15 protein-coding genes are annotated in these 17,178 nt (G+C 65.8%); 7 read left to right on the top strand and 8 right to left on the bottom strand.

What is annotated here, in order from left to right; genetic code table 11:
- Nucleotides 1-169: 169 nt before the first annotated feature.
- Entirely contained in the window at nt 170-2,203 is a 2,034-nt protein-coding gene (locus NF876_RS10205) for a prolyl oligopeptidase family serine peptidase (protein WP_262268690.1), read from the bottom strand.
- 147 nt (nt 2,204-2,350) lie between these two features.
- Between NF876_RS10205 and NF876_RS10200 the strand changes: the two genes are divergently transcribed.
- Complete coding sequence (locus tag NF876_RS10200; protein ID WP_262268689.1) at nt 2,351-2,725, top strand: hypothetical protein; 375 nt, start codon at nt 2,351-2,353, stop codon at nt 2,723-2,725.
- 22 nt (nt 2,726-2,747) lie between these two features.
- On the opposite strand, the gene NF876_RS10195 is transcribed toward NF876_RS10200, so the two are convergent.
- Nucleotides 2,748-5,894, bottom strand: a complete 3,147-nt coding sequence (locus tag NF876_RS10195; protein ID WP_262268746.1) for an efflux RND transporter permease subunit — start codon at nt 5,892-5,894, stop codon at nt 2,748-2,750.
- Nucleotides 5,894-7,102 (bottom strand): efflux RND transporter periplasmic adaptor subunit, encoded by a 1,209-nt coding sequence (locus NF876_RS10190; RefSeq protein WP_262268688.1) that lies wholly within the window; start codon nt 7,100-7,102, stop codon nt 5,894-5,896. Before NF876_RS10190 ends, NF876_RS10195 begins: the two co-directional genes overlap by 1 nt.
- 473 nt (nt 7,103-7,575) lie before the next feature.
- On the opposite strand from NF876_RS10190, the gene NF876_RS10185 reads away from it, so the two are divergent.
- Nucleotides 7,576-7,773 (top strand): hypothetical protein, encoded by a 198-nt coding sequence (locus NF876_RS10185; RefSeq protein WP_262268687.1) that lies wholly within the window; start codon nt 7,576-7,578, stop codon nt 7,771-7,773.
- A gap of 77 nt (nt 7,774-7,850) precedes the next feature.
- Nucleotides 7,851-8,843 carry a phasin family protein gene (locus NF876_RS10180; protein ID WP_262268686.1) on the top strand — a complete coding sequence of 331 codons (993 nt, stop codon included), beginning with the start codon at nt 7,851-7,853 and terminating at the stop codon, nt 8,841-8,843.
- A gap of 65 nt (nt 8,844-8,908) precedes the next feature.
- Here NF876_RS10180 and NF876_RS10175 read toward each other — a convergent pair whose 3' ends face one another.
- Nucleotides 8,909-9,106: a hypothetical protein gene (locus tag NF876_RS10175; RefSeq protein WP_262268685.1), complete on the bottom strand. Its 198-nt coding sequence runs from the start codon at nt 9,104-9,106 to the stop codon at nt 8,909-8,911.
- A gap of 254 nt (nt 9,107-9,360) precedes the next feature.
- Between NF876_RS10175 and NF876_RS10170 the strand changes: the two genes are divergently transcribed.
- Nucleotides 9,361-9,642 carry a hypothetical protein gene (locus tag NF876_RS10170; RefSeq protein WP_262268684.1) on the top strand — a complete coding sequence of 94 codons (282 nt, stop codon included), beginning with the start codon at nt 9,361-9,363 and terminating at the stop codon, nt 9,640-9,642.
- A gap of 32 nt (nt 9,643-9,674) precedes the next feature.
- On the opposite strand, the gene NF876_RS10165 is transcribed toward NF876_RS10170, so the two are convergent.
- Nucleotides 9,675-11,156, bottom strand: coding sequence for a methyl-accepting chemotaxis protein (locus NF876_RS10165; RefSeq protein ID WP_262268683.1), 1,482 nt, complete (start codon nt 11,154-11,156; stop codon nt 9,675-9,677).
- A 481-nt stretch (nt 11,157-11,637) separates the two neighbouring features.
- On the opposite strand from NF876_RS10165, the gene NF876_RS10160 reads away from it, so the two are divergent.
- On the top strand, nt 11,638-13,503 hold the full coding sequence (locus tag NF876_RS10160; RefSeq protein WP_262268682.1) for a PHA/PHB synthase family protein: 1,866 nt from the start codon (nt 11,638-11,640) through the stop codon (nt 13,501-13,503).
- Nucleotides 13,504-13,520: 17 nt separating this feature from the next.
- Nucleotides 13,521-13,718, top strand: a complete 198-nt coding sequence (locus tag NF876_RS10155) for a DUF779 domain-containing protein (RefSeq protein ID WP_373696642.1) — start codon at nt 13,521-13,523, stop codon at nt 13,716-13,718.
- Between the two features lie 27 nt (nt 13,719-13,745).
- On the opposite strand, the gene NF876_RS10150 is transcribed toward NF876_RS10155, so the two are convergent.
- Nucleotides 13,746-14,045 (bottom strand): hypothetical protein, encoded by a 300-nt coding sequence (locus NF876_RS10150; RefSeq protein ID WP_262268681.1) that lies wholly within the window; start codon nt 14,043-14,045, stop codon nt 13,746-13,748.
- 209 nt (nt 14,046-14,254) lie between these two features.
- Here NF876_RS10150 and NF876_RS10145 point away from each other — a divergent pair, with 209 nt between their 5' ends.
- Nucleotides 14,255-15,235: an aldo/keto reductase gene (locus NF876_RS10145; RefSeq protein ID WP_262268680.1), complete on the top strand. Its 981-nt coding sequence runs from the start codon at nt 14,255-14,257 to the stop codon at nt 15,233-15,235.
- Here NF876_RS10145 and NF876_RS43140 read toward each other — a convergent pair.
- Entirely contained in the window at nt 15,168-15,395 is a 228-nt protein-coding gene (locus tag NF876_RS43140; RefSeq protein ID WP_315975019.1) for a DUF6691 family protein, read from the bottom strand. The two genes, NF876_RS10145 and NF876_RS43140, sit on opposite strands and share 68 nt — an antisense overlap.
- Before the next feature lie 167 nt (nt 15,396-15,562).
- Nucleotides 15,563-17,164 (bottom strand): MBL fold metallo-hydrolase, encoded by a 1,602-nt coding sequence (locus NF876_RS10140; protein WP_262268679.1) that lies wholly within the window; start codon nt 17,162-17,164, stop codon nt 15,563-15,565.
- Nucleotides 17,165-17,178 lie beyond the last annotated feature (14 nt).

Below are 17,178 nucleotides of genomic sequence, written 5' to 3'. Positions count from 1 at the left end.
CTCAGGACGGATCGGTTTCACACCGGTTTCAACACCCGAAAGGCGCAGATGTTTGCGGGGAAGGGCTTCCGGCCTGGCCGAGGATCATCCCCTTCTGCCGCGGGAGGCGATCTAAAGCATTGGGCGGCCGAATCTTTCTCCCTCTATGTGACGACGAAACGGCCGAATATCAAGGGATGAGGGTCTTCCGAAGGAACGACAATCCCAGGGCCGTGAGAAAGGCCGCCTGCTCCTTGTTGGCCGCCCCGTGACCGCCATCCTCGGGCTCGTAGAAGAGCACCGGCTGCTCCATGGCCTCGAGCTTGGCGGCCATTTTGCGGGCGTGGCCCGGATGAACCCGGTCGTCCCGTCGCGACGTCACCAGAAGCACAGGCGGATAGGTCTGCCCCTCCTGCAGGTTCTGATAGGCCGAGAAACCCGCCATGTAGGCCCAATCCTCGGGACGGTCCGGGTCCCCGTATTCGGCCACCCAGCTCGGTCCTGCCAGCAGACGGGTGTAGCGCTGCATGTCGAGGAGCGGCACGGTGCACCAGATCGCCCCGAACAGCTCCGGGTAACGGGTCAGCATGTTGCCGACCAGCAGTCCGCCATTCGAGCCGCCATAGGCCGCAAGCTGCCCTGCCGAGGTGACGCCGCGCCCGACGAGATCCTGGGCGATGGCGGCAAAATCATCGTGGGACAGGCGCTTGCCCTCACGCATTCCCGCCTTATGCCAGGCGGCTCCGAACTCGCCGCCCCCCCGGATGTTGGCGACCACCCAGACATGGCCGCGCTCCAGCCAGGTTTTGCCGATCCCGCCCAAATAGCCGGGCGTCAGGGAAACCGAGAAGCCGCCATAGCCGTAGAGCACGGTCGGACGCTGGCCGCCCTGCTCCTTCGGACCGATCTGGTAATAGGGAATGCGCTCGCCGTCCACGGACACCCCCTCGTGCCGGGTCACCTCCAGGTTCGAGGCATCGAAGGCGGGAGGCGATTCCTTCAAAACCTCGATCCGCTTGTCCTCGGTCACGAGGGCGAGCTTCGTGGGCTCGATGAAGCTCGAGACCGAGAGCAGGAACTCGTCCGTCCGTTCGAGCTGGCTCGCGTCGAGCGCCATGGCGTGAACCGCCGCGGTCTCCGGCAGGCCCGCGAGCCGCTCCATCTGCCAGGACGCTCCCGGCGTCGCCAACCAGATCTGGCTCGCCAGATTGTCGAGAACCGTCAGCACGAGGCGGGTCCTGGTCCACCAGAACCCGGACAGGGCACGCCGCGGACCGGGCTCGAACAGGACCTCGAAGCGACGGTCGCCCGCCATGAACCGGGAGAAGCTGATCGCCAGAAGCGCGTCGGCCGGATAGGCGCGGTCCGGCAGGGCCCAGTCGTTTTTCAGCTTCACGAGCAGCCAGTCCTTCTCCACGTCGAACCGGGCGTCCCGCGGGAGATCGATGAGCAGCGGATCGCCCTGCTCCTGCGCCAGGTAGCTGATCCCCTCCTCGAAGGTCATCTGGCGCCGATAGAAGATTCGTTCATAGCCCGGCTCGATGTCGACCGATGCCGAGATGTAGATGTCGTTGAACTCGCCCTGAAACAGCAGCGGAGATTGATGGAAGTCGGTGCCGCGCTGCCACAGCCGCACCGTCCGCGGATAGCCCGAAGCGGTCGCGGCATTGTCGCCGAGCGTCGTGGACACCAGCAACTGGTCCTTGTCGAGCCAGGTCGCCCCGCCCTTGGCCTCGGGAAGCGCGAAGCCGTCGTCCACGAAGCGTTTCTCGACGAGGTCGAATTCGCGCACGACCGCGGCGTCGGCGCCCCCGCGGGAGAGGCTGACCAGGCCGTAGCGCTGCTCTGGCTGGAGCGTCCCGCACCCTTTCCAGACCCAGTCCGCGCCTTCGTCCTTCGCCAGCGCGTCGACGTCGAGCACCGTCTCCCAGGACGGATCCGAGGTCCGATAGCGCTCCATCGACGTGCGCCGCCACAGGCCGCGCACGTGGTTCATGTCCTGCCAGAAATTGTAGAGAAGGCCGCGCCTTCTCGTGATGAAGGGAATATTGTCGGGGCGTGTGGAGATCTCGTAGAGCGCCTGCTTGTCGGCCTGGAAGCCTGCATCGCACAAGGCGGCCCTCGTGATCTCGTTGTGCGCCCGCACCCAGGAGAGCGCCTCATCGCCCTCCACATCCTCCAGCCAGAGATAGGGATCGGGTCGCTCCTGCGTCCGTTCGGCCATGATCGTGCTTTCCGTTCAGGTTGTTGCGTTTCGGCGGGCGAGAATCGGTTCGATGGATTATTGGGCACCCCGGGTCCCGGGCAACATCTCGCCGAGAACCGAACCCATCACCATCCGTTGACGATGAACGCATCTGAAGGGGCCGACATGGATCCATTCGTCACTGCACTCGAAGAACTCTCCGATGCCCTCCTGGCGGGAGAAGATCCGGAAGAGGTCCTTCCGGAGATCGCCGAGGAGCATGGCGTGCCCCTCCCGGCCCTGCGCAACCGGGCGCTGCGGGCACTGGGCCCGCTCGAGACCTACAGGCAGCGTCAGGCCGAATTGAAGAAGGAGCGGGAGCAGACCGCGAGGCGCCGCGACCCGGTTTTCGCGGGCGCCTCGTTCCTGGCCGCGGTCGCGAGCCTCAACCCCAGGCTCTCCGCGGACGAGAGGCAGGCCGAGATCGCCCGTCTGGCCGCGGAGTACGATGTCGACCCAGCCGCGCACAAGGAGGCCATCGAGCGCCTGCGCAAGCGCTGAGGCTCCGCCGCGCCCGTTCGCTCTAAACCTCCTTCGCCGGCACGCTCTCGGGCACGACCGCCGCCGCGTCCCTGTCCGAACGCTTGCGGTCCCGCGTCACAAGGCGGAAGAACAGCGGTACGAACAGGACGACCAGGAAGGTTGCCGCCAGCATTCCGCCGATGACGCCGGTGCCGACGGAATGACGGCTCGCCGAGCCTGCGCCCGTCGAAATCGCGAGCGGCACCACGCCGAGGATGAAGGCGAGCGACGTCATGACGATGGGACGGAAGCGGAGCCGGGCCGCATCCAGGGCGGCATCGAAGGCCGTTTCCCCGGCCCTGTAGCGCTCGGCCGCGAACTCGACGATCAGGATTGCGTTCTTGGCCGCAAGCCCGATCAGGGTGACGAGCCCGACCTGGAAGTAGATGTCGTTCTCGATCCCGCGCAACCAGATCGCCAGGATGGCGCCGAAGACCGCGAAGGGCACGGCCGTGATGACGGCGAAGGGCAGCGACCACCGCTCGTACTGGGCGGCCAGGATGAGGAAGACCATGACGAGGCCCAGGAGGAACCCCTGGGATCCGGTGCCGGCCGATTGCAGCTCCTGATAGGCCGACCCCGTCCAGCCGATCGAGTAGTCGGACGGCAGGGTCTGGGCGACGACCTGCTCCATGGCCGCGATGGCCTGTCCCGAGGAAAAGCCCGGCGCCGGATTGCCTTGTATCTTCGCGGCCGGAAAGACATTGAACCGGTCGACCACGTCGGGCCCCACGATGCGGACGGTCGTGAGTTGCACGTTGAGGGGAACCATCGTGCCGTTGTCCGACCGGACGAATACGTGCCGCAGGTCGTCGGGCGATTGCCGGAACTCGGCCTCGGACGAGAGGCTGACCCGGTAGGTGCGCCCGAACAGGCTGAAATCGTTGACGTAGAGGCTGCCGAACGTGCTCTGCATCGTGTCGAAGATGGCCGAGATGGGAACGCCGAGCGCCTTCGCCTTGTCGCGATCCACGTCGATCCGGTACTGCGGCACGCCGGTGTTGAAAGTGGTGGAAACGCCCGTCACTTCGGGGCGCTGTCCGGCCGCCTGAACGACGCGCTGCGCGGCCTGCGCGAGGTTGTCCAGGCTCCCGCCGGAGCGGTCCTGAAGATAGAACTCGAAGCCTCCGGTCGTGCTCAGCCCCTGGATCGGCGGCGGGTTGAACCCGATGGCGACGCCGTCCCGGAAATTGGCGTTGAGGGCCGCGAAGGCCGGAGCGAGGTTGCGGGCGTCGAGCCGCGGGTCGGTGCGCTCGGACCAGTCCTTCAGCGACACGAAGGAGACGCCCGCGTTGGTCTTCTGCGCGCCGGACAGGAGATCGAACCCCGCCAGGGTCACCACATCGGCCACGGCCGGGTTCTGCATGACCCCTTCGGTCACCTTGCCCGTCACCGCAAGGGTGCGGTCGAGAGATGCCGCGGGCGGCAGGGACGTCACGACGAAAACCGACCCGAGATCCTCTGCCGGCACGAGGCCGCCCGGCACCCGTTCGAACAGCCACCAGGTCGCACCGAGCATCACGGCGATGACGACGAGGGCGGCCGCGGCGTGGCGAAGAAAGAATGCCGTGCCGGCCGTGAAGGTGCGCGTCACCCGGTCGAAGCCACGATTGAAGATCCGGAAGGGCAGCCAGGGCTCCCGGTGCCCCTCCTTCAGCAGCAGCGCGCACAGGGCCGGCGTGAGCGTCAGGGCGACGATTCCGGAGATCACCACCGACACCGCGATGGTGACGGCGAACTGGCGGTAGAGCTCGCCGGCGAGGCCGCCGAGAAACGACACCGGGATGAAGACCGCGCACAGAACGAGCACCACCGCGATCACCGGGCCGCTCACCTCCTGCATGGCCTGGATCGCGGCGTCGCGGGGAGGCTTGCGCTCCGTCGTCATGATCCGCTCGACGTTCTCCAGCACGATGATCGCATCGTCCACCACGATGCCGATGGCGAGGATCATGCCGAACAGGGTGAGCAGGTTGATCGAGAAACCGAGGAGATACATGCCTCCGAACGTTCCGATGATCGACACCGGAACGGCGAGCAGCGGGATCAGCGTCGCGCGCCAGTTCTGCAGGAAGAGGAAGACCACGAGGACGACCAGCACGATCGCTTCGATGAACGTCCTGACCACCTCCTCGATGGAGACCTCGATGAACCTGGTGGTATTGAACGGCACATCGTAGCGCAGACCTTCGGGGAAGCGCTGCGCCAGCCGGTTCATGGTGGCGGCGACGGCATTGGATACGTCGAGGGCGTTGGCATCCGGCTGAAGGTAGATGCCGATGGGAACGGTCGGGGCTCCGTTCAGCGACGCGACCGTCGAATAGTTCTGCGACCCGAGCTCCACCCTGGCCACATCCCTCAGGCGCAGCGCCCCGCCGTTCTCGTCCGAACGCAGGATGATCTGCTCGAACTCGCGGGGATCGGCCAGGCGCCCCTGGGTCGTGACCGAGTAGGTGAAGGCCTGCTGGCCCGGACTCGGCTCCTCGCCGAATCGCCCCGCGGCAAACTGGGCGTTCTGGTCGCGGATCGCGGCAGCGATGTCGCTCGGCGTCAGGTTGTACTGGGCGACCTTGTCGGGTTTCAGCCAGATGCGCATGGAGTAATCGGAGGCGCCGAACAGGGACGCGTCGCCGACGCCCGGCGTACGCCGCAGCTCGTCGATGATGTTCACCAGCGCATAATTGGAGATGTAGATCGTGTCGTAGCGGCGATCCGGCGACGACAGGGCCACGATCTGGAGGATGGAGGACGACCGCTTGGTCACCGTCACACCCTGGCGGCGCACTTCCTCGGGAAGAACCGCGGTGGCCCGCTGGACCCGGTTGTTGACGTTGATCGTCGCCTGATCGGCATTGGTGCCGGTCCGGAAATACACCGACAGGCTCATGGTCCCCGAGCCCGTGGAGGTGGATTGCAGATAGATCATGTCCTCGACGCCGTTGACCTGCTGCTCGAGCGGAGCCGCGACGGTTTCGGCGATGGTTTGAGCGCTGGCGCCCGGGTAGGTGGCGGAGACCACCACCTGCGGAGGAACGATCTCGGGGTACTGGGCAACCGGCAGCACCCGCATGGCGATCAGACCGACGAGCACGATCACGATCGACAGGACGGAGGCGAAGATTGGCCGATCGATGAAGAATTTCGAGATCATGGCCGCGCTCCAGGCTGCTGGCCGCTGGCCGTCCCGGTCGTCTGCGCGGCCTGCGGGTCGACCGGAACGGGCCGGACGGGCTGGCCGGGGCGCACCCGGATGACGCCGTCGACCACGACCCGCTCGCCTCCCTTCAGGCCGGACTGGATCACCCATCCTTCGGGCACCTCCGGTCCCAGCCGGACCGGCACCGCCTGTGCGACGTCGTTCGCCCCGACCACGTAGATCGCCGGCCCCTGCGGCCCCTGGCTTACGGCCTGACGGGGCACGACGATGGCTCCGGGCAACGTGATGCCGATCAGACGCACCCGCACGAACTGGCCCGGCAGCAAGGCGCCGTCCGGGTTCGGGAAGATCGCCCGTGCCTGGATCGTCCCGGTCTGCGGGTCGACCCGCTGGGCGGCGGTGTCGATCCTGCCGGTTTGCGGGTACTCGGCCCCCTGGCCGAACCGCAGCTCGACCTTCAGGTCCTTCTCGGAAATGGGTTTCTCCCGCCGCTCGTTCAGGGCGCGGAACTCCCGCCCCTCCTCGTCCGTGAAGGAGAAGTTCACATAGGCCGGGTCGAGCTGCGATATGGTTGTCAGAAGCGTCTGCTGGGCCTGGATCAGGGCTCCGACCGGGGGCGATTTCAGCGCCGTGATTCCGGCAGCGGGCGCCGTGACGGTCGTGTAGCCGAGGTTGAGCCTCGCGTTCTGAACCTCGGCTTCGGCAAGCTGGACACCGGCGCGGGCCTGGTCGCGCTGGGAGCGCGCCTCCTCGAGCTGCACGTCCGTCGACACCCCGCGCCGGGCCAGCGGCTCGATGCGGTTGAAATTTTCCTCGGCCTGGCGCAGGGCCGCCTGTGCCTGGAGCAGCTGCGCCTCCGCACGGCTCAGAGCCACCTCGTAGCTCGCCGGATCGATCCGGAAGAGCACCTGATCCTGCTTGACGGGCGCCCCCTCCTCGAACTCACGCTTGAGCAGGAGACCGCCGACGCGCGGGCGCACCTCGACGTCGCGGAAGCCCGCCACGCGACCGGCGAACACGACGGGAAGCGGCACTTCGGCCGGCTGAGCGACGATGATCCCGACCTGCGGCGGAGGCTGCGCCGGGGCCACGGGGGCCTGCGGCCGCGCCGCGGTCTCCGGTGCGCGGCTCATAGAGAGATAGATGCCGCCAGCCAGCGCCAAGCCCAAGACGGCAATGAGAAGGATGCGCCTGATCAATGTGCCCTCCAGACCGCGACACGAACTGCTCCGAACGGACGCACTGACCTTGAGCGATTCATCAAGGGCGAGCGGCAGGCCGCAGATCGCCGACCCTAGAGCATCGGATCGATCCCAAATTTGAACCCACTTTTGGGATCGATCCGATGCTCAACCCCTTAAGCGGCGCATCGTTCGGCGCGGACCCGCCGGGTCCGCACGATGCGCTAGGCATGAACATCCGGGCCATGCCTCGGTTCCGAGACGGCCCGGCCGGCTGCCGGAACCCGGCCCGGGAATGCCTGCGGCACTTTAACCTGTGTTAACAAATTCTTTCCTTGTGTCGGGTTTCTGACAGACGAACAGCGATGCTTCGGTATCATCCTCAGCAACCACGACAATGAACGATTCACCGGGGGCACAATCATGGCCATCCGTACGCCGTCCGCTCCTTCATCGAAGGCGATGGGCTGCGCCGGACCATGGAGTGCTTGATGAAGAGCAAGAAACGAAAGCCTATTTCTTCCGAGCTCCGGCGCACGGCCAAGCTCGAGCGTGAGCTCAAGGCCGTGGAGGCGCAGATCGCCCTGCTGGAGAAAGACACCCGTCTCGATCTCGCCACACAGGACCATTTCGTCTTGTGGAGGCGTCCGAACCTTTTTGCTCCCTGGCCATTGGGGCTGCAGCACTAGTCGAAATCTCACACCCGCCATGGTGCAGCCTGCGCCGAGCGCAGGATCATGTCTCATCGGAACCTGGAGGTCGAATCATGACCACACGAAAAATCACCCAAGCCCCGCCCGACCGGGCGCGGGATCTCTTCGAAAAGCTTCTGGCCACGTCGGACAACGCGGTCAAAACCCGTGAGCGTCTGTTCGCGGAGCTGCAGGAGGAGCTGACCCTTCTGGCGGCCCTCCAGGAGCAGCATCTGCTGCCGGTTCTGCGCCGGCACGGAATGGACGACCTCCTGCGCCAGGCTCTCGGCGATCATGAGGAAACCACCGCACTTCTGGCCGACATCGAGCGCATGCCGAAGAACAACGGCGAGTTCCTCGCCAAGGTGGCAGAGCTGAGACGGGTGTTCCAGCAGCATATCCGGGACGACAGAAAGGAGCTTCTGCCGGCCGTGCTCAAGGTTCTGAGCGACGACGAGGCCGAGGCGGTCGCAGAGAAGGTGGAGGACGACATGGTGGCATTCGACGAGGGCAAGCGCTCCGAGGCGCGCCGGCTCCGCGAACCGGTCGAGGCGGTTCAACGCGTCACCGAGGATCTCGCCGAGACGGTGCGAGCCGGGACTGAAGGGGCTCAGACCATCGCCAAGTCGATGCAGCAGGTCGTCGAGAACAGTTTTGGGCTGTTTTCCGAACTCGCCCGCCGCTCGACGGGCCAAGCCATGCAGATGTTCGCTCGCAACGACGGAGAGGCCCGCGGCCTCGCGGCGCAGGATTCCGGCACCGCCCCGGGCGCGGCCCGATCGAACGCGGTCTTCGTGCGTGGCTTCCAGGACGTGTCGCGGGAATGGTTTGAACTGAGCCAGAAGCGACTGCAGACGAATCTCGACGGCCTGAATGCCCTCGCCCGCTGCCGCTCCATGAACGACTTCGTGACGGTTCAAAGTTCCCTCATCCGGGACAATCTGGAGCAGACCGTCGACAACAGCCGCCGCATGGCGGAACTCACGATGCAGCTGGCCGACGAGGCCGCCCGCAACGCGACAGTCGAAGTGAAGCAGCTCGCGGAACGGGTCGGCCGGGCAGCTTGACCGTCCGGTGCAATCGCGCTCCCGGCCACGAGCCGGGGGCGTCCCTCGGGTCCGCGCGACGCGGGTCAGAGCGGCTTGTCGGACCGGTCGAGGGCCGCCGTCCAGCGATGCGGCCAAAAGGCCAGGACGGCAACCACGAAGGTCAGCAGGAGGAGCGCTACCATCATCTGGGCCACTCCGAAGATCGGGGCGTCCTTGGCGACGAACCAGCTCGTGACGACTCCGGCGGCAACCATCAATATCCGAACGATCCAGCTGATCATGTGTGCCTCCACGGCCCGCCCGAACGACGACAGGACTGCAGACTAAACGTCAAACCGATTGCCATTATGGCAGGGCTCCCGTCGCCGCGTCCGACCGCCGCGAGGCCGATCCGGCAAGGCGCGCGAGCCTTAAGGGAAACACGGGACGGCAAATTTGCAGCGCCAAGCTGCCCCATCCTGACCAAAGTCGAGGCGCTAACCTAGATTAATCCCTCGAAGGAAATGCTGACTTCAAGAACACGTCGGAGGAAGGCATGACCAGTGCTGTCGAACGTGTCCGTTCCGCGAGTGTGTCACACGGGGCCGGGTGCTACGCGCCCGATCTCCTGCCCCGGTTGCAGGCCGTTCTCGCGGACCTCGCCGATCTCGACTTCGCCCATGAGAAAAGCCTCGACGCGGTCAGGCAGAGCGCCGACGACGAGGCGCGCAAGAGCGCGACGATCGCGAGCCTCCGGCACGAGCACCGGGAGCGGCGAGCCCCTTACATCCGGGAACTCATGGCGATCGAGGAGCAGATGGAGGCAACCTTCGCCTGACGGGACCACGTCCCCGGTCTCAGGGTTTTCGTCTAACGGGCCAGCACCTGCGCGGCCTTCTTCGTCGTGTCGACCGCGTCCGACACCCGTCCGACCGCCGCCGAGATGGCCCCGATGCTGCCGGCGATGCGCGTCACCGCATGGGACGCATCCTGCATGTTGGACGACATCTCCTGCGTGACGGCGCTCTGTTCCTCGACAGCGGTGGCCGCTCCGACCACGTGCGCCCGCATGGTCTCGATGGATCCGCGAATCTTCGCGAGCGCCTCGACCACCCCGCTCGACACGGTCCGGACCCCGTCGATTTCGGTGGAGATCTGCTCGGTGGCCCTGGCCGCCTGCGAGGCCAGATTTTTCACCTCGCTGGCAACCACGGCAAAGCCGCGACCAGCCTCGCCGGCCCGGGCGGACTCGATCGTCGCATTCAGGGCCAGCAGGTTGATCTGACCGGCGATGCTCTGAATGAGGCCGATGATGCCCCCCATCGCCTCCGCGGCCGCGGAGAGCTTGTTCGTGTATTCGTTCGCGCTTTCCGCCTCGGCAAAGGCGGTGTCGGTCGCGGCCCGCGATGTCGCCATGCTCTGGGCGATTTCACGGACCGAGGCGGCCAGTTCCTCCGAGGCGGACGCCATCATCTGCACATTGCTGGAGGTCGCGGTCGCGGCTTGCCCGGCGGAGGTCGCCTCCCGAGAGGATTGGCCGACGGCCGCATCGATCTCGCCGAAGTTGGTCTCGATCATGCCCCTGAGACTGATCAGAAGTCCGACCTGCTGGGTCACGTCGGTCGCATATTTCACGACCTTGTACGGGCGTCCGCAGGCGTCCAGGATCGGGTTGTAGCTCGCCTCGATCCAGATCTCCCGCCCGCCCTTTCCGATCCGCTTGTATTGTGCCGCCTGGAACTCGCCGTTCTTGAGCCGGCGCCAGAACTCCAGGTATTCCGGGCTGGCCCTCTGTCCCGGCTCGACGAACATGCTGTGGTGCCGTCCCTGGATCTCCGGAAGAGTGTACCCGACGGCCGCGAGGAAATTGTCATTCGCGTCGAGGATGTGTCCATCGAGATCGAACGAGATCACTGCCTGAGACTTCCCGATCGCCTCGACCTGCCCCTTCAGATCGGCCTGGTCGTTCATCTGCCGGGTGATGTCGGTCGCGAACTTGACGACCTTGAAGGGCCTTCCATCGCGCCCGATCAGGGGATTGTAGCTCGCCTCGATCCAGACCTCCCGACCGCCCTTGCCGAGGCGCCTGTAACGCGCCGCTTGATATTCACCGGCTCTCAGCCTGCGCCAGAATTCGTCATAGGCCGGCGTCTCCCGGTCGGCGGGCTCGACGAACATGCTGTGATGCCTCCCCTGGATCTCCTGAAGGGAGTAGCCGACCGTGCGAAGGAAATTCTCGTTGGCCGTGACGATGGTGCCGTCAAGATTAAATTCAATGATCGCCTGCGCTCTGTCGAGCGCTGCAAGTTTCGCGTCCATTTCGGATCGGGCTTGAGACAAGATGCTCAACATAGATTGGCTCCGACACTCAAAAAAATGACAGGACTCGCCACGAAACTGTGACTGTTGCTGTTATTGAGAGTGAGGAGAAAAGGATAACGACTGGTAAGTGCGGAACTACGTAATTCCACCTAGAGCATCGGACGGACCCAGAGGGCCCCGTCAGCGACCCGAAGGGCCACGCCAGTGAAAAGTGGATCCGGTATTCGCTGGCGCGGCCCTTTCGGTCCGCCTCATCCGATGCGCCGGTCAAGAGAGGGAGCCTCGGATGAATCCCAAAAGCGGGTCCACTTGTGGGTCCGATGCTCTAGAATGACGCCATCCTCCCGGTCATCGGCAGAGACGTCATCCCGATCCCATCCCGTCATCCCCCGGGTCGTGCGAGGGACGGGACGAGGCCGATCCGCTGGACGCACCACCATCATGTGGACGAAATTCGCAGGAATCCTTCGATGTCATCCAGTGCGCGTAGGCCGCCGCCCGGGAGATGGACATGCCGGCTCCTACATCCTCCACGCCCATGGGGAGCCGGAAGCTGCCCCCGCAAGCCGCCCTGCTGCCGATGTCGCCGGCTGCGGCCGACCCCTCGATGACCGGACCGCCCTCCGACGCGGGCTCATGGGACGATGCGGAGCTCCACCGGCTCAGGGACGCGCTCGACCACGTCGCCCATGCGGGTCTCGCCCGCCTGACCGGCGGGCTCTCACCCGCGGCCATTGTCGACGCCTATATGGATTGGGCCGCGCATCTTGCCATTTCACCGGGCAAACAGGTCGAACTCGCCACGAAGGGCGTGCGCAAATGGGCGCGGCTGGCGGAGTTCGCATCCCATTGTGCGGTCGATGGCGGCAGGTGCGAGCCGTGCATCGAGCCGCTGCCCCAGGACCGACGCTTCGCCGAGACCGAATGGTGGCGCTGGCCGTTCAATGTCGTTCAGCAGAGTTTCCTGTTGCAGCAGCAATGGTGGGACAATGCAACCACCGATGTGGACGGGGTCACCAGGCAGCATCAGGCGGTCGTCGAGTTCGTCACGCGACAGGTCCTCGACATGGCCTCGCCGTCGAACTTTATTGCAACCAACCCGGTGGTTCAGCGCCGCATTCTTGAAACGGGCGGGCAGAATCTCGTGCAGGGATTCCGCCACTTCCTCGACGACTGGGAGCGCATCGTCCGCTCCAGGCCACCCGCCGGCACGGAAGCGTTCCGTCCGGGCCGGAATGTCGCCGTGACGCCCGGACAGGTGATCTACCGCAACGGTCTCATCGAGTTGATCCAGTATGCTCCGACGACCGGGAAGGTGCGGCCGCAGCCGATCCTGATCGTGCCGGCCTGGATCATGAAGTACTACATCCTGGATCTTTCGCCCGAAAATTCCCTTGTCCGCTATCTCACCGAACAGGGTTTTACGGTATTCATCATTTCCTGGAAGAACCCGACCGTCGGCGATCGGGATCTCGGTCTCGACGACTACCGAAGGCTCGGCATCATGGCGGCCCTCGATGCCGTGAATGCCGTCGTGCCCGACCAGAACGTCCATGCGGTCGGCTACTGCCTCGGCGGCACGCTCCTGTCGATCGCCGCCGCCGCGATGGCGCGAGATGGCGACAACCGTCTCGCATCCCTGTCGCTCCTGGCCGCCCAGGCGGATTTCCGCGAGGCCGGGGAACTCACGCTCTTCATCAACGAAAGCCAGCTTCACTTCCTTGAGGATCTGATGCGAAGCCAGGGCTTTCTCGATACCCGGCAGATGGCCGGCGCCTTCCAGCTCCTGCGCTCGAACGACCTGATCTGGTCCCGCCTCGTCCGGCATTACCTGATGGGCGAGCGCACGCCCTTGAACGACATCATGGCCTGGAATGCCGATGCGACCCGGATGCCCTATCGCATGCATGCGGAATACCTGCGCCAGCTCTTCCTCAACAACGATCTCGCCGAAGGGCGCTTCGACGTCGACGGCCGCCCGATCGCCATCAGCGACATCCGCGCGCCGATCTTCGCCGTCGGCACCGAGCGCGACCACGTGGCCCCATGGCGATCGGCGTTCAAGATCCATCTGCTTGCCGACACCGACGTGACGTTCCTCCTCGCGACGGGCGGTCACAACGCCGGCATCGTGGCGGGTCGAAACCGGACCGGAGGGAGCTTTCAGGTTCTCACGCGATCCTCGGTCGGCCACTATCTCGATCCGGACACCTGGACCAAGATCGCGCCTCGGTTCGAGGGTTCGTGGTGGCCGGAATGGAGTGAGTGGCTGAGGCTGCATTCCGGCGAACTCGTCGCGCCCCCGGAAATGGGAGCCCCGGAGCGAGGCTATCCCGTCCTCTGCGACGCCCCTGGCACCTACGTGCTGCAGACCTGACACTCGGGGACGAGGACGTGCTCCTCGAGACCATCGGCGGGGCACCGTTCCACATGAGCCCGTCGCAATACGGACATCGGAAGGACACCCGGCTGATCATCGACCTGGTCCCGGGCGAAGGCGGCATGTTCTCCCTGGAGAACGGCTGCGGCATCCGGTTCCTGACCCGGTCGCGCCTGTTCCCCGACGAGAGGGCGGCAGAGCCCTCAACCTGACCGGACGGCAACGGCGTCTCCCGCCTCTTACCGCCCCTGCGGCTGCGTACGCAGCCTGCACTGGTACCCGACGAAGCACTGCGGGTTGTCGGCGGTCGGCACCCAGGCGGGCTCGATCGTCTCTCCCAGCGCGCAGCGGTTGGTGCCGCTCACATACCGGTCATAGGTGTAGGGGCCGGTGCCCAGCACGACGGCGCCCTGGGCCGCGACGAGACCGGCGGCGCGGGAGCAGCTCATCGCGGTGCTGACAGGCCTGGTTTGCGACCACGCTTCGGTCGCGATGAGCAGCATGGGAAGGATCACGGCGAGCTTGAGCATCGTACCCATCCTTGGTGTCGGGAAACTGGAAGCTTGGGCTTGCGCGCCCGCGGTCAAGGAACCCTCCCTTCACAGCTTCGTCAGATCGGCCTGCCTGCGGCCCGTGACCGAGGACGATCTCGCGGGAGCCTTGAAACCGGGCAACCGCAGACCAGTTGATGTCGGGCCCGCCGCCCGGCCCGCGGCCCTACCGTCCTGTCAGACCTGGAGATCGTCCTATGCAGCAGCGTCAGCTTGGTCAGTTGCCGGTATCCGCCCTCGGTCTCGGCTGCATGGGCATGTCCGAGTTCTACGGCAGCGGCGACGAGGCCGAGTCCATCGCCACGATCCATCGCGCCATCGAGCTTGGCGTGACCTTCCTCGACACCGCGGACATGTACGGCGTCGGCCGCAATGAGGAACTCGTCGGCCGCGCCATCGCGGACCGGCGCGACAAGGTGGTGCTCGCCACCAAGTTCGGCAACGTGCGGGGCCCGAATGGGGAGCGCCTCGGCATCAGCGGCAAGCCCGATTATGTGCGCCAGGCCTGCGAGGCGAGCCTGAAGCGTCTGAAAGTCGACGTGATCGATCTCTACTACCAGCACCGGGTCGATCCCGCCACGCCCATCGAGGATACAGTCGGGGCCATGGCCGACCTCGTGCGTGAGGGCAAGGTCCGCTATCTCGGCCTGTCCGAAGCCGGCCCGCAGACCATCCGGCGCGCCCATGCGGTTCATCCCATCACGGCGCTGCAGACCGAATACTCGCTCTGGAGCCGGGACCCGGAGGACGAGATCCTGCCGACCGTGCGCGAGCTCGGCATCGGCTTCGTGCCCTATTCGCCGCTGGGCCGCGGTTTCCTGACCGGGCAGATCAAGAGCGTGGACGATCTCGCAGCCGACGATTTCCGCCGGAACTCGCCGCGCTTCCAGGGCGAGAACTTCCAGAAGAACCTCGACCTCGTGCGCGAGATCGAGGCCATGGCCCGGGAGAAGGGCTGCGCTCCCTCGCAGCTCGCGCTCGCCTGGGTGCTGGCACAGGGCGAGGACATCGTGCCGATCCCCGGCACGAAGCGCCGACGCTATCTGGAGGAGAATGTCGGGGCTCTCACCGTCAGCCTCACCGAGGACGATCTGGCGCGCATCGACCGCATCATCCCGCCGGGAGCAGCCGCCGGCACCCGCTACCCGGAGCCGGGCATGAAGATGGTCGGGCTCTGAGGCGAGCCGCCCGAGGCAGGAGGCGCTCCGCGGGAGCGAGTTGGATCATGCCCGCCACCATGGCGCCGGCGAACACGACGACCTGCCAGGGGCCGAAGGCGATCACGGTCAGGGCCGGGCCGGGACACAGTCCGACATCGATCCTTCCGGATCGTCGCAATCGTCATGTCGCCCGGATGATCGAGAATGGACAGAATCCCGTCGCGAAGCCTTGCATTCATGGCCACGTCCTCATCCTGGACGGGTCTTGGCACCCCATGATGGCATCGGTCTCACTGTGCCGCCTCGATCTGGTTCGATGCCGAAGCGGGAGACACGGCAGACCATTCAGACTGCCGGGTCGGATCCCTTCTTCAAGGCGTCCCTGATGCGCCGGATCACGACGCCTTTAGCCTTCCGATCGGCGGCGGCCTCGACGGCGTCGCCGATCTCCAGAAGCAGTTGCGCATAGTCGTTGTGCCAGTCGCGGTGCCCGGCGCTCGCAGGCGGCAGGCGCTCCTCATGCCGCTCGATCCGGACCGCACGGTCGCCCGCCAGGTCATAGACGTCGTCGATGTCCGGAATGATTGCCCCGGGCACGCGGTCGAGACTGCCGAGAGACGCTTGCAACGCCTTGAGGGGCGCATCCTCGCCATGCACGAGGAAGAGCCCGCGCCGGACCGGAAGGCGCTCGGAAAGCCACGCCTTCAGCTCCGGCCCGTCCGCGTGACCCGAGTAGAGGTCGAGCGTCCGCAGGCGGGCGCGGACCCTCACCTCCTCGCCCTGGATCCGGACCTTCGAGGCGCCATCCTGCAAGATGCGCCCCAGCGTGCCCTGCGCCTGGAAACCTACGAAGAGAACGGTGGCCTCGTCCCGCCAGAGCCAAGCCTTCAGATGGTGCCGGATTCGCCCCGCCTCGCACATGCCGCTGGCCGCGATGATGATGTGGAAACTGTGGATGCGGTCGATGGCCTTGCTCTGTTCCACGCTCTCGGTGAAGCGAACCCAGCGGGATTCCAGCGCCTGCACGAGGTCGGCGCCGTTCCTGAGCTCCCCGGCGTGCTGCCTGAAGATGGCGCTGGCCTTCGAGGCCAGCGGCGAGTCGATGAAGATCGGAATGTCGGGCAACTCGCCCGCCTCCATCAGTTCCATGAGGTCGACAAGGAGTTCCTGTGTCCTCTCGACCGCGAACGATGGGATCAGCAGTGCGCCGCTCGGATGCATCGCTGCGAGGACCTCGTCCCGGAGCATCCGCCGGCGGCGCTCGATGGTGGTGCCAGCCCGATCCGTGTCACCATAGGTGGATTCAAGCAGGATGTAATCGAGGTCGCGCGGTCCATCCGGATCGGGCTGAAGCAGCTTGTGATCGGGGCCGACATCGCCGGAGAACAGCAGCCGGGTTGGTGTCTCCTCGCCTCCGTGCGCCACCTCCATCTCGATGGAGGCCGAGCCCAGGAGGTGACCGGCGTTCCAGAAGCGGGCCCGGAATCCGGGAGCGACCTCCTGCCATTGGCCGTAGGCCACTGGCCGGAACTGCCTGAGGCACGCGACGGCATCTTCCTCCGTATAGATCGGCGACACGGTCTCCCGGCCCCGGCGGCGGTTGCGGCGGTTGAGCTGGTCGACCTCCATCTCCTGGATGTAGCCGGAGTCCGGGAGCATGATGCTCGCCAGGTCGGCCGTTCCGGCGGTTGCATAGACCGGCCCGTCGAACCCGGCCTTCGCCAGCTTCGGCACGAGGCCGCTGTGGTCGATATGCGCATGGGTGAGGCAGAGCGCATCGATTCCCGCGGCGCGGAACGGGAAATGCTCGTAGTTGAGCTCCCTCTCCTCCTTCGACCCTTGGAACATGCCGCAATCGACCAGGACGCGGGCCGCCTCCGTCTCGAGCAGGAAGCAGGAGCCGGTTACGGTTCGGGCGGCACCGTGGAAATGAAGACGAAGCGACAAGGAACCCTCCTGGG

Source organism: Microvirga yunnanensis, from assembly GCF_025460875.1.
Note: the sequence above shows the minus strand (reverse complement) of the source record. Positions and strands in the feature narration are given on the sequence as shown.

What these genes read in the sequence shown, in the direction of transcription:
- NF876_RS10205 (WP_262268690.1), bottom strand. Translation starts at nt 2,203, where the DNA reads ATGGCCGAACGGACGCAGGAGCGACCCGATCCCTATCTCTGGCTGGAG.
- NF876_RS10200 (WP_262268689.1), top strand. Translation starts at nt 2,351, where the DNA reads ATGGATCCATTCGTCACTGCACTCGAAGAACTCTCCGATGCCCTCCTG.
- NF876_RS10185 (WP_262268687.1), top strand. Translation starts at nt 7,576, where the DNA reads ATGAAGAGCAAGAAACGAAAGCCTATTTCTTCCGAGCTCCGGCGCACG.
- NF876_RS10180 (WP_262268686.1), top strand. Translation starts at nt 7,851, where the DNA reads ATGACCACACGAAAAATCACCCAAGCCCCGCCCGACCGGGCGCGGGAT.
- NF876_RS10175 (WP_262268685.1), bottom strand. Translation starts at nt 9,106, where the DNA reads ATGATCAGCTGGATCGTTCGGATATTGATGGTTGCCGCCGGAGTCGTC.
- NF876_RS10170 (WP_262268684.1), top strand. Translation starts at nt 9,361, where the DNA reads ATGACCAGTGCTGTCGAACGTGTCCGTTCCGCGAGTGTGTCACACGGG.
- NF876_RS10165 (WP_262268683.1), bottom strand. Translation starts at nt 11,156, where the DNA reads ATGTTGAGCATCTTGTCTCAAGCCCGATCCGAAATGGACGCGAAACTT.
- NF876_RS10160 (WP_262268682.1), top strand. Translation starts at nt 11,638, where the DNA reads ATGCCGGCTCCTACATCCTCCACGCCCATGGGGAGCCGGAAGCTGCCC.
- NF876_RS10150 (WP_262268681.1), bottom strand. Translation starts at nt 14,045, where the DNA reads ATGGGTACGATGCTCAAGCTCGCCGTGATCCTTCCCATGCTGCTCATC.
- NF876_RS10145 (WP_262268680.1), top strand. Translation starts at nt 14,255, where the DNA reads ATGCAGCAGCGTCAGCTTGGTCAGTTGCCGGTATCCGCCCTCGGTCTC.